The sequence below is a fragment of the Flavobacterium sp. LPB0248 genome (genome assembly GCF_013388355.1).
Lineage (GTDB): Bacteria > Bacteroidota > Bacteroidia > Flavobacteriales > Flavobacteriaceae > Flavobacterium.
The window spans coordinates 1,649,952-1,662,247 of the sequence record NZ_CP058246.1 but is presented as its reverse complement, the minus strand read 5'-3'; the positions used below and the strand labels follow the sequence as shown (position 1 = coordinate 1,662,247).

14 protein-coding genes are annotated in these 12,296 nt (G+C 31.1%); 13 read left to right on the top strand and 1 reads right to left on the bottom strand.

Going from position 1 to position 12,296, the window contains the following annotated elements; genetic code table 11:
* Window positions 1–42: 42 nt before the first annotated feature.
* From gldM to LPB248_RS06840, 4 genes are all read left to right on the top strand, one after another.
* On the top strand, window positions 43–1,584 hold the full coding sequence (gldM, locus tag LPB248_RS06855) for a gliding motility protein GldM (RefSeq protein ID WP_177210777.1): 1,542 nt from the start codon (window positions 43–45) through the stop codon (window positions 1,582–1,584).
* Between the two features lie 44 nt (window positions 1,585–1,628).
* Window positions 1,629–2,618, top strand: a complete 990-nt coding sequence (gene gldN, locus LPB248_RS06850) for a gliding motility protein GldN (RefSeq protein ID WP_177210776.1) — start codon at window positions 1,629–1,631, stop codon at window positions 2,616–2,618.
* Between the two features lie 178 nt (window positions 2,619–2,796).
* The gene (gene gldN / locus LPB248_RS06845; RefSeq protein WP_177212522.1) at window positions 2,797–3,786 is read left to right on the top strand and encodes a gliding motility protein GldN; all 990 of its coding nucleotides are present in this window, start codon (window positions 2,797–2,799) and stop codon (window positions 3,784–3,786) included.
* A 78-nt stretch (window positions 3,787–3,864) separates the two neighbouring features.
* The gene (locus tag LPB248_RS06840) at window positions 3,865–4,938 is read left to right on the top strand and encodes an NAD(P)/FAD-dependent oxidoreductase (RefSeq protein ID WP_177210775.1); all 1,074 of its coding nucleotides are present in this window, start codon (window positions 3,865–3,867) and stop codon (window positions 4,936–4,938) included.
* Here the strand turns inward: LPB248_RS06840 and LPB248_RS06835 are convergent.
* The gene (locus tag LPB248_RS06835; protein WP_177210774.1) at window positions 4,919–5,302 is read right to left on the bottom strand and encodes a DUF983 domain-containing protein; all 384 of its coding nucleotides are present in this window, start codon (window positions 5,300–5,302) and stop codon (window positions 4,919–4,921) included. The two genes, LPB248_RS06840 and LPB248_RS06835, sit on opposite strands and share 20 nt — an antisense overlap.
* Before the next feature lie 337 nt (window positions 5,303–5,639).
* Between LPB248_RS06835 and LPB248_RS06830 the strand changes: the two genes are divergently transcribed.
* Genes LPB248_RS06830 through LPB248_RS06790 form a run of 9 tightly spaced genes read left to right on the top strand, consistent with a single transcriptional unit; the run spans window position 5,640 to window position 12,201 of the window.
* The gene (locus LPB248_RS06830; RefSeq protein ID WP_177210773.1) at window positions 5,640–6,215 is read left to right on the top strand and encodes a TerD family protein; all 576 of its coding nucleotides are present in this window, start codon (window positions 5,640–5,642) and stop codon (window positions 6,213–6,215) included.
* Between the two features lie 9 nt (window positions 6,216–6,224).
* Complete coding sequence (locus LPB248_RS06825) at window positions 6,225–6,890, top strand: HAD family hydrolase (RefSeq protein ID WP_177210772.1); 666 nt, start codon at window positions 6,225–6,227, stop codon at window positions 6,888–6,890.
* A gap of 2 nt (window positions 6,891–6,892) precedes the next feature.
* Window positions 6,893–7,699, top strand: a complete 807-nt coding sequence (locus tag LPB248_RS06820; protein ID WP_177210771.1) for a phosphoribosyltransferase family protein — start codon at window positions 6,893–6,895, stop codon at window positions 7,697–7,699.
* A 3-nt stretch (window positions 7,700–7,702) separates the two neighbouring features.
* Window positions 7,703–8,257: a TerD family protein gene (locus tag LPB248_RS06815; RefSeq protein ID WP_177210770.1), complete on the top strand. Its 555-nt coding sequence runs from the start codon at window positions 7,703–7,705 to the stop codon at window positions 8,255–8,257.
* A 3-nt stretch (window positions 8,258–8,260) separates the two neighbouring features.
* Complete coding sequence (locus LPB248_RS06810; RefSeq protein ID WP_177210769.1) at window positions 8,261–8,869, top strand: TerD family protein; 609 nt, start codon at window positions 8,261–8,263, stop codon at window positions 8,867–8,869.
* 6 nt (window positions 8,870–8,875) lie between these two features.
* Window positions 8,876–9,961, top strand: coding sequence for a toxic anion resistance protein (locus LPB248_RS06805; RefSeq protein WP_177210768.1), 1,086 nt, complete (start codon window positions 8,876–8,878; stop codon window positions 9,959–9,961).
* A gap of 35 nt (window positions 9,962–9,996) precedes the next feature.
* Window positions 9,997–10,962 carry a hypothetical protein gene (locus LPB248_RS06800; protein WP_177210767.1) on the top strand — a complete coding sequence of 322 codons (966 nt, stop codon included), beginning with the start codon at window positions 9,997–9,999 and terminating at the stop codon, window positions 10,960–10,962.
* A gap of 8 nt (window positions 10,963–10,970) precedes the next feature.
* Window positions 10,971–11,522 carry a TerD family protein gene (locus LPB248_RS06795; protein ID WP_177210766.1) on the top strand — a complete coding sequence of 184 codons (552 nt, stop codon included), beginning with the start codon at window positions 10,971–10,973 and terminating at the stop codon, window positions 11,520–11,522.
* Between the two features lie 19 nt (window positions 11,523–11,541).
* Complete coding sequence (locus LPB248_RS06790) at window positions 11,542–12,201, top strand: TerD family protein (RefSeq protein ID WP_095928645.1); 660 nt, start codon at window positions 11,542–11,544, stop codon at window positions 12,199–12,201.
* Window positions 12,202–12,296: the final 95 nt, after the last annotated feature.

Genomic DNA, 12,296 nt, shown 5'->3' with positions numbered 1-12,296 from the left:
AACTAATATTAAATTTATTAATAAAGAACTAATTAGAAAAAAATGGCAGGAGGAAAATTAACCCCTAGACAGAAGATGATTAACCTGATGTATCTGGTTTTCATCGCGATGTTAGCAATGAACGTATCAAAAGAAGTTATTTCTGCTTTTGGTTTGATGAATGAGAAGTTTGAAGGTGCAAACACTACTTCAACAGAAACAAATGCAGGTTTATTAACATCTTTAGATCAAAAAGCTGCTGAAGCAAAAGGAGAATTCGCTATTGCTGCAGTAACAGCTCACAAAGTTGAAACAATTACAAAAGAATTTTATGATTATATAGGTACTCTTAAAGCTCAGGCTGTTAAAGGTTTTGAAGTTGATAAAGCAACTGGAAAAATGCCTTACGAATCTATGGATAGAGGAGATAATATCGATGACTGGTTTACAGGAGACGGTTACACTAAAAAAGGTAACGAAATTATTTCTAAAATCGAAAAATATAAAGCTGATATTAAAGCTGCTTTAGGAACAGACAAAAAATACGCTGCAATTATTGCGGAAGTTGAAAAGAAATTTGATGTTTCTGATGTTAAAAACAAAGAGGGAATTAAAGAAAAATACTTAGCGTACCACTTTAAAGGATTCCCTGCTATCGCATCTGCTGCTAAACTTTCAGCTTGGCAAAATGATGTTAAAAAAGTTGAAACTGACGTTTACAACAGTGCTTTAGGTAAAGCTGCGGTTGCTGCTGCTTCTTACAGCAACTATCAAGCAATTGTTGTTTTAGATAAAAATGCTTATTTCCAAGGTGAAAAAGTTACTGGTAAAGTTGTTTTAGGTCGTTATGACGAGAACACTACACCGACTTCTTTCCAAGGTCCTGGACAAATTGTAAACGGACAAGCTGTTATCTCTTTAACTGCTGGTGGAGTTGGAGAACAAGATATCAACGGACAATTTACTTTCTTAGAGGATGGAAAAAATATTCCATTAAAATTCTCAGGTAAATATGTTGTAGTTCCAAGACCTAACGCTGCTACAATTTCTGCAGACAAAATGAACGTAGTGTATAGAGGAGTTGTTAACCCAATCTCTGTATCTTTCGCTGGTGTTGATGCTAACAAAATTGTTGCTAGTGCTCCAGGATTAGTTTCAGCTGGAAAACCAGGAAAATATAATATGAGCCCAGGTCAAGGTACTGAAACTACAATTTCTGTTACTGGTACTTTACCAAACGGTGACAAAGTAACTGATAAGAAAACATTCAGAATTAAAGGTATTCCTGGTCCAACAGGAACAATTAGAGGTGAGATGGGAGTTGTTAAAGGTCCTAAATCTAACTTAGAGATTGCTACTATTGGAGCTAAACTTCTTGATTTTGATTTTGAAGTTGGTTTAGATGTTGTTGGATTCAATATGAAGATTGCTGGACAGCCTACAGTTGTTGTTACAGGAAACAAAATGAATGCACAATGTAAACAAGTACTTTCAAGAGCAGGTAAAGGAGACCAAGTTACTATTTCTGAAATTAAAACTAAACTTGTTGGAGCTGGTAGTTATTTATTGCCAAGAACTGCTCCAGTAATTTACGAAATACAATAATAAAGTAGTGCAGACTACATTCAATATCTTATAACGATACCACGATGAAAGTAAGAAATTTTTTAATAGCTATTGTTTCTATCGCTGGAGGTTTTGCTTCTCATGCGCAATCTAACTTGCTTAATGCTAAAACTCCTGCTCAGATTGGACTTAAAACTCCTGCTCAATTAATCTCTGATAATGATAAGCCTTTGGCTTATGGTTATGTAGATGATAGAGATATCCTGATGGGAAAAACAACATGGGAAATCATTGATTTAAATGAAAAAATCAACTTTCCAATGTATTTTCCGGTAGATACAGCTAATATTGGTCCTAACAGACGTTCTCTTTATGACGTTTTAACTAAAGCTATTAAAGGTGGAAAAATTACTGAAGTTTATACTGATAGTTATTTCAACACTAAAAAATCTATGAAAGACATCGAAGGATCATTATCTCGTATTGATACAACAGATGCAGGTAGAGAATTAATTAACCAATATCCTGATGACTACAAATCACGTGTTGTGAAGAAAAAAGTAGTTTCTGGTAAAGGTAAAAACAAATCAGTTTCTTATGTAGAAGAGACAGTTGGACCGACAAGAACGGTTCCTGCTGAATATATCTTGAAACAAGATCTTACTGCTGCTGATGTTACTCAGTATAAAATTAAAGGATACTGGTATTTTGATAAACGTCAAAGTGAATTAAAATATCGTTTACTAGGAATTTGTCCTGTAACTCCTGATGTATATACAATGAATAGTGATGAAAAGGATTATATTGAATTGTTTTGGGTATTTTTCCCAAATGCCAGAGAAGCACTGCATGAAGCAAAAGCTTTCAATGACAACAACTCAGCTCTTCCAATCTCATTTGATCAGATTTTAAATTCAAGACGCTTTAACGCTGTTGTTTACAAAGAAGAAAACCTTTATGGAGACAGAGCAATTAGCGATTATATGAAAGATAACGCTCAAAATCAGTTGTTGGAATCTGAAAGAGTGAAAGAGAAAATTCGCAATTTCGAACAAGATATGTGGAATTACTAAGTTGCACATAATCAAATATTTGAAAACTCTTACTACATTTGTAGTAAGAGTTTTTTTTATGTCAAAAAGTTTCAAAACAATCTGATATAGATTAATATTTGATTTCTTTTTAATTATGTAAGAAAAATAACAATATTTATAATAAAATTTCGTTTAATGTTCTGTAAAATTTATCATGATGAAAGTAAGAAATTTATTAATTGCTATTGTTACTGTTCTAGGAAGCCTATCTTCTAATGCTCAGTCTAATTTACTTAATGCCAAAACTGCAGATCAGATTGGGTATAAGACGCCCGCTCAAATGATATCTGATAATGATAAGCCTTTAGCGTATGGCTATGTTGATGATCGAGATATTTTGATGGGTAAAATGGTTTGGGAGATTATTGATTTGAACGAAAAAATCAATTTTCCATTGTATTTCCCTGTTGATACGGCTAATATTGGGCGAGATAGACGTTCGCTTTATGATATTTTGACCAAAGCAATCAGAAATGGTAAAATAACAGAAGTTTATGCAGATAGTTATTTCAATACAAAAAAGTCTTTAAAAGATATTCAAGGGGCTCTATCTCGAGTTGACACAACAGATGCTGGCCGAGAACTAATTAATCAGTATCCTGACGATTATAGAACGCGTGTTATTAAGAAAAAAGTAGTAACAGGTACAGGAAAAAATAAGAAAGTCAATTATGTTGATCAAACAGTAGGTCCAACTAGAACAGTTCCTGCCGAATATATTTTGAAACAAGATCTTACTGCTGCCGATGTAAGTCAGTATAAGATTAAAGGTTTCTGGTATTTTGATAAACGACAGAGTGATCTGAAATATCGTCTACTTGGAATTTGCCCAGTAACGCCTGATGTTTATACCATGAATAGTGATGAGAAAGATTACATTGAACTATTCTGGGTTTTCTTTCCCAATGCACGAGAAGTATTGCATGAAGGAAAAGCTTTTAATGACCAAAATTCGGCACTTCCGATTTCCTTTGATCAAATCCTAAACTCAAGACGTTTTAATGCTGTTATATACAAAGAAGAAAATGTTTATGGAGATCGTGAGATTAAGGATTATATCAAAGATAATGCACAGAGCCAATTGTTAGAATCTGAAAGAGTAAAAGAGAAGATTCGTAATTTTGAAGAAGATATGTGGAATTACTAAGTTCGTAAACTAAATTATAAGAAAAACTCTTGCTACCTTTGTAGTAAGAGTTTTTTTATTTTATTTATATACTTCACAATGCTTGATTATTTAATCGTCGGATCTGGATTGGCTGGAATTTCTTTTGCTGAAATTGCCTTAAAAAACAATAAATCTATTTTAGTTGTTGATGACAAATCTCAGAATTCTTCGAGAATTGCTGGCGGCTTGTACAATCCAGTTATTTTGAAACGTTTCAGTGAAGTATGGAATGCCAAAGAACATTTGGTTTTAATGAATGAATTTTACGAACAGGTTGAAGACAAGCTACAAGAGAAATTCAATTTTAAAATGCCCATTCTTCGAAAGTTTTTTTCGATAGAAGAACAGAATAATTGGTTTGCGGCTTCTGATAAAATAAACTTAGCCCCTTTTTTATCAACGAAATTAATTACCAAGAAATATCAAGGAATTGATTCTCCTTACGATTACGGAGAAGTTTTACATACGGGTTATGTTAAGACTGGACAGCTATTGGAAAGTTATAAAGCCTACTTAAAGGAAAATAATTTGCTTCTTGAAGAATCTTTCCATAGTTCTTTCTTAGAGATTCTTGATTCGGGAATTCAATATAAAAATATTAAAGCTCGCAATATCATATTTGCAGAAGGTTTTGGTCTGCATAAAAACCCTTATTTTAATTATCTGCCTTTGGATGGAACAAAAGGTGAACTGTTTTTAATAAAAGCGCCAGATTTGAAATTGGATTTAATTGTTAACACCAGCGTTTTTATTCTACCAGTAGGAGGTGATTTATTTAAAGTTGGCGCTACTTACAATTGGCATGATAAAACAGATCTTCCTACCGAAGAAGGAAAACAAGAGCTTTTAGATCGTATTAGAGAAATTATTACCTGTGATTTTGAAATTGTAAAGCATTTTGCAGGAGTTAGACCGACGGTTGCTGATAGAAGACCTTTGGTGGGCACTCATGAAGCATATCAATCCATTCATCTGCTTAATGGATTAGGAACACGTGGAGTAATGCTCGGACCAGCTTTAGCCAAAATGTTGTATGATAATATCGAAAATGGAACTCCAATAGATCGTGAAGCTGATATAAAACGCTTCCATAAAAGATACTTAAAATCTCTTACTCCTGACCGGCCTTAGGATCGTACGATACAAACATATTTATATATAGGTTTCTTGAAAGACGCAGTACAAAAGGAAATAATACAACTAATGTTAATATGATTGTAATAAAAGATTGCTCAATTGTGGCTCCAAAAAAAACAAAAGAGACAATAAAAGCAGCAATTCCTACTGCAACATTTAATCCGTAGCTTACATACATTGCGCCATAAAAAAATGAAGGTTCAATTTGGTATTTGAATCCACAGTGGCTGCAATGTTCATTCATTTTGAGAACTTTGCTTAAATGAAGCGCATTTTTGTCTTCATACATACTTTCTTTTTGGCATTTTGGACAACTTCCTGTTATTATGCTATTTAGTTTGGAACCTCTTTTAAACATTTTAATGCGCTGATATAATTTTAGAAATATTGTAAACTAGAATTGATCTTTAATTAATGCACTTGCATTTTCAATTTTGAGTTTTTAGAATAAAATGTAAATATAGCAATAATGTTTGTCTTTAGCTAGGTCTTGTATTCTCATTAATTTTCGATAAATCTTTGTCGTAATTTTTTGTTGGTAAATAATTTTTATGTAAAAATTTAATGAAGACAATTTTAATAGAATTGTGCTTTAATTTGTTGATAATTTTTTTGCTTTTACGGTTTTCCTCATTATTAATGGTCTTCTTTTTCGTATTATTGTGCAGGTTAATTTTTTAATATAAAATAGTATAATGGCAATAAATTTACAAAAAGGACAAAAAATTGATATCGGACTGTCTAATATTACTGTCGGTTTAGGGTGGGATCCAAATGAAGGAACTGGCCATGATTTTGATTTAGATGCTTCAGCTATTATGATTAATGCTGATAGAAAACTTTTAGGTGAAAGCTATTTTGTTTTTTATAATAATTTATCATCTCCAGATGGAGCTTTATTGCATACAGGTGACGATCCAACTGGAGGAAATAGTGATGGAGATGATGACGAAGCAATAAAGGTTGATTTAGCTAAAATTGACGATGCAGTAGAAGAAATTCTTTTTGTAGTTACAATTGAAGATTTTGAGCGCAGAAAACAAAACTTTGGGCAGGTTCGAAATTCTTATATTAGAATTGTAGACGATTTAAATGGTCAGGAGATTGCCAAATATGAATTAGGAGAAGATTTTTCTATTGAAACTGGTGTCGAATTCGGAAGATTATACAAGAGAAGCGGTAACTGGAGATTTGAGGCTTCAGGAATTGGCTATAGAGCTGATTTGGGTTTCTTTTTAGAGAAATATTATTTGGGAGAAATAATTAAATAAAGAGGATTCTTGAAAATAAATCATGAAAATTACAGCCATCTTTCTTTTGATTTGTGGCTGACATTAATAAAATCAAACCCAGAATTTAAACAAAAAAGAAATCTATTATTTAAGGATTTTTTTGAAATAGAGCATGGGATTGAAAGGATAAATGAAGTTGTAAGGTATTACGATGTTTTGTGTAATAATATTAATGAAAAAACTGGATTAAATATCGATACGTACGAAATTTATTACTTAATTTTAGGCGCTTTAAATGTTGATTTTGATAAAAATGGTACAGATCGTTTAAATGAGTTTTACAACCATACAGAAGAACTATTTTTAAAATATAAGCCGGTTTTAATTTATTCTGATATTGAAAAGATGTTTAAAGAAGTGACCAATCAAGGTAAATCGATAAATATTTTGAGTAATACAGCATTTATTAAAGGAAAGGTTTTAAGAAAAATATTAGAACATTATGATCTGGCTGAATATTTAAAATTTCAGATATATTCTGATGAAGTTGGATTTTCAAAACCAAATACTGAAATTTTTAAATTGGTATTTGATGAAGTTAATAAATATAAAAAAATAGAAAAAAAGGATGTTTTACATATTGGCGATAATAGTATTGCTGATTACAATGGAGCATTAAAATTTGGTTTTGATGCACATCTATTAAAAATATAAAAGTGAATATAAGCTATAGTTTACATAAAATTCTTGAAGAAGAAATCTGCCCTTTTAAAGAGGCAGAATACAGCAGATTTAAATTTGGAGATAAGTTTTTTGCAGAGAAATTTGCAGAAGATCTTTTTGACGGATTTGTTGCCCAACATGAAGATTTAATTTTATCAAATAGAGAAATTGTTATTTTACCAAGTCCTTATTTGTCTATCCCAACCGCATCAAACTTTTTGTGCTATTATTTTAAAAAAGAGCTAAACAGCTATTTGTTTAAAAATGGAAAAAAAGCTTGTATAGAATCTAAAATTTATAGAAATCAAACTTACGTAACAGATTACGGTAATTTAGATTTTGAACAAAGAGTAAAATTAATATCGAATGATACATATTACATCGATCGTAATTTTATTGAGGGCAAACTATGCATTTTTGTAGACGATATTAAAATAACAGGAAGCCACGAGCATACAGTAAATAAAATTTTGGACCAGTATAATGTGAAAGGAGATTTTCTATTTGTATACTACGCAGAATTGGCTAATAAAGAGATTCATCCGAAAATAGAAAATCACTACAATTATTTTGCGGTTAAAAATGTAGAAGACATTGTTTCTATTGTAAACAGTGAAGATTTTCAATACAATACGAGAATCGTAAAATATATATTAAGCCTTGACGATAAACAATTTGCTTATTTAATTTCTAATATTTCTAGAAAGAAAAGTAACGAATTATTTCATCTTGCAATTAGTAATAATTATCATCAGATTTTAGAATATAAAAACAATATTAACGTAATAAAAATAGATTAGATTATGGCTATTAATTTACAGAAAGGACAAAGAGAAAATATTAATGCACCAAAGTTTACAATTGGTCTAGGATGGGATACAAACAATAGTAGTACAGGTTCTAGTTTCGATCTTGATGCTTCGGCTTTTATTGTTGGTGCTAACGGAAAAATATTATCTGATTCTCATTTTATCTTTTACAATAATCTAAAAGCTCCAGACGAATCTGTTATTCATACAGGAGATAATTTAACAGGAGACGGAGACGGTGATGATGAGCAAATTAAAATTGACTTAACTAAAATAAATCCTGCTGTAAAAGAAATTTGTATCGTGGTTACCATTCACGATGCTCAAGAAAGAAGACAGAATTTTGGACAAGTACGTAATTCATTTATTCGTATTGTAGATGATTCTAACAATACAGAAATGGTTAAATACGAATTGGAAGAAGATTTCTCTATCGAAACTGCAGTTGAATTTGGAAGAATTTACAATAAAGACGGCCAGTGGAAATTTGAGGCAATGGGTGTTGGAATGAAAGGTGGATTGGAAGATTATTTAAATAAATATAACTAAGATATGGCAATTAATTTAGAAAAAGGACAACGTATTAATCTTGAAAAAAGTAACGGCTCTAAACTTGTAAACATCTGTGTAGGTGTAAACTGGGGAGCAATCGAGAAAAAAGGATTTTTTGGCATTAAAAAAGAAGCAGTAGATCTAGATGCTAGTTGTGCTGTTTACGACGACAAGAAAAACCATATTGATTCGGTAAACTTTAGAAAATTAATTTCTAACGATCGTGCAATTAAACACAGTGGAGACGATTTAACAGGAGATTTAAATGGTGATGACGGATTGGACAATGAAGTTATTACTTTAGATTTTTCTCAGTTAACGTCTTCTGCAAGTCATGTTGCGTTTTTTATAAACAGTTTTAGAGGTCAGGATTTTAAAGATATTCCTTTCGCATCTATCAGAATATATGAAGGAACTCCAACTAAAGTAACTCAAGAATTTGCACGTTATGATATTGCAAATGATGCTTCTTTTGCTGGAAATGTTTCTATGGTTTTAGGTGTTTTTTATAAAAGAAACGACGAATGGAAATTTAATGCAGTGGGTGTGCCAACAAACGATAAAAAATTAGAACAGACTATTGTTACAATTCAACAGAATCATTTATAAAAAATAATGGAAAATCAATTAGTTACTCAGGAGAATTCTGCTTTGATTGATAAAGATGGAAATGTAAACTTAGCTTCAATTACAGAAGCAGAAGTAAATAATTATCAAAGCATTTCGAATCAATTGAATGAAAATGACGCCAATTCTATTCTCAATTATGGCGCCGAAATTCAAAATTCTATCGCTAAACAAAGTGATAATTTCTTAACGAACGTTAGAACTTATAATTCTGGAGAAGTAGGAGGTTTGATTAATGATTTATTGACTGAATTGAACTATATAGACGTTGAACAGTTAAATCAAAGTCCGTTTAAAAGATTCATTTCAAAAATTCCGTTGCTTAATAAATTTATTATTGACGTAAAAAAACTATTCCAGGAATACGACAGGATTACTGTAAATATTGATAAAATCAGTAATAAGGTAAAAGCAGGAATGATTAATTCTGTGAAAGATAACAGCGCACTTCAAACTATGTTTGATGGAAATGTGAATCTTATCAAAGAAATGGAGAAACACATTATTGCAGGACAAATTCGTTTTAAAGAATTAAACGAAGAATTAGCTGTAATGGAAGCAAATAGTGCTCAATATCAGGATTATCAAATATCAGATAAGAGAACTTTCATCAATCGTTTAGACAAACGTCTGGCTGATATGAAGATTGTCCGTTTTATCATGTTACAATCTTTGGCACAAATTAGAGTGGTGCAAAACAACAATACTTCTATTGCAGAAAAAGCACAGTCTATCCTGACTACAACAATGCCAGTTTGGAAAAACCAACTTACGCTTGCAGTGGCACTTCAAAGGCAAAAACAAAATATCGAAGTACAAAGAAAAGTATCAGAAACAACAAATACTATTTTACAGAAGAATGCTGAAATGCTGAAACAAAATAGTATTGAAGTGGCTAAAGAAAACGAAAATACAGTAGTTTCTCTTGAAACACTTAAGATGACAACAAAATCTTTGATTGATACTTTGACAGAAGTGAAACAAATTCACGAGCAAGGTGCAGAAACAAGAAGACAGCTTGATGCCGGTTTACAAAGTCTAGAACAAGAATTGAAAAAAGGTGTTGTAAGCTAAGATTAATAAAAATTGAATGTTTGGAAATTAAATAAATGCAGGAGGAAGAGGAGAGATATCTTGAAATAATAAAAGAGAGTAATAGAAAATTAGTGGTTTTAGAATTGTTATCCAATTTCTTTAATCACAAGGATCTTGTTGGAGTTTTGGTAAGGACTAAAATCATTCACAAACTCTTTGAAAAAAATAGAATTTTAGATATTAATAAATTAGAACTCTTTCATATTCAGTATACTAATAGTTTAATTGATTTGTTTCAAAAACTAAAAAAATCAAAAGAACAACAGTATGTTTTAATTTCAGATGAGATTTATATTAACGAAGATATTTTAGCAAAATTAAAAGCGGAAATCGGGGAGACAAAGCTTGCAAAACAATTGCAGCTTCATGCTCAAAATATGTCAAGAAAGATAGAAGAACTCTATCAATTATTTGTCACAGAAAAAGATGTTTTTTTTAATTGGAATGATTTGCTGGCATACTCACAAAGTATACAAGCAGAATATTACAGAGAAATTACAATTGAACAATACGAAAAACTTTCGCAGTTTAATAAAAGTGTATATGAAAATGCACACGCACGATTTGAAAGAAAGCTTTTAGGACGATTAAATATTTTAGGTTTTAAGATCAAATTTTCTTGTGGATTGGTTTGTAATAATGAGATTATAGAAGTTTATGAATTCAGGGATTCTAATGACAAATTTGTTTTTGTTGCTAACGAAAAATCATTCTATTTCTTAAATGAAGAAGCCGTAAAAGGAATTGATCTTTCTAAAAATGATTCTTCTAAACAAATTATTATAAAAGGGCTGAAAAATAAAAATGCGGAACTAAAAAATGAACTTAGTACGATAAAAACAACACTGTCTGAAAGCGTTCTAGAAGTGCTAAATGAATATCTAGAAAAAATTTCGTCTGTAGATTTTCTGGATGAATTACAGAATGTTGATGAACAGACTAATATTTTAAAAACAATGTTGAATATTAATATTAATTAAAAAATAAAATGGCAATTAACTTAGAGAAAGGACAAAGACAAAGTATCGATGCTCCAAAATTTACTGTAGGATTAGGATGGGATAGTAATGCAAGCAGCACAGGATCAAGTTTTGATTTGGATGCTTCAGTTTTTTTAGTTGGTGCAAATGGAAAAATTCCAAATGACAATCATTTTATTTATTACAATAATTTAAAATCACCTGATCAAGCAGTTACTCACGCAGGTGATAATTTAACTGGAGATGGAGACGGAGATGATGAAAAAATCTACATCGACTTATCTAAAATTTCTCCAGATGTTCATGAGATCTGTTTTGTAGTTACGATTCATCATGCCGATACAAAAAGACAAAACTTCGGTCAAATTAGAAATTCATTTATCAGAATCTTAGATCAATCTAATGTTGAGTTAGTGAAATATGAACTTGATGAAGACTTTTCTATAGAAACAGCTGTAGAATTTGGAAGGATTTACAAAAGAAATGAAGAGTGGAAATTTGAAGCTGTTGGTATTGGAATGAAAGGCGGTCTACAAGATTACTTAAATAAATATAATTAATTTTAAAACATTAACTCAAATGGCGATTAACTTAACCAAAGGTCAAAAAATTGATTTAAGAAAAACTAGTGGTGAAACATTAACCAACTTCTGTGTTGGAGTAAACTGGGGAGCTATTGAAACAAAAGGCTTTTTAGGATTATCAAAAAATGTTGTGGATATTGATTTAGATTTAAGCTGTGTATTAATCGACGATCAAAACAAACTTTGCGATCATTTGTATTCTCCACTTTATAGAGTAGAGGTTTTACAACAATTTGGTTTGCCAAAAGGTAAATTGATAAGTGTAGATGGTGCATTGAAACATACTGGTGATGACCTTGCAGGAGATACAGGTGGTGATGACGGTTTGGATAATGAAATTATTACAGTTGACCTTTCTAAAGTTGATGCCAAAGTAAATCAGATATTTTTCTTTCTTAATAATGCAGGAAAAGAAGACTTTTCTCAAATTCCTTATGCGAAAATTAGAATGTATGAAGGAACTCCAACAAAAGTAGTTTCTGAATTTGCTTCGTATAATGTAGCCGCAGACCGTCAATACGTAAACAAGCGATCTATCATTATGGGAAAATTGTACAAACGTAATGGAGAATGGAAATTTAGCGCAATTGGAGATCCAACAGACGATACTTTTTTAGGACAAACCATTCATAAAATAGTTCAATCTTACCTATAAACTGAAAACATTAATGGATTAGAGTTTCTCAGGTGATAGATTTGTTGATCAAGCTGAGGAACTTGTAATATTAATATGCATTATTTCGTTTTTAG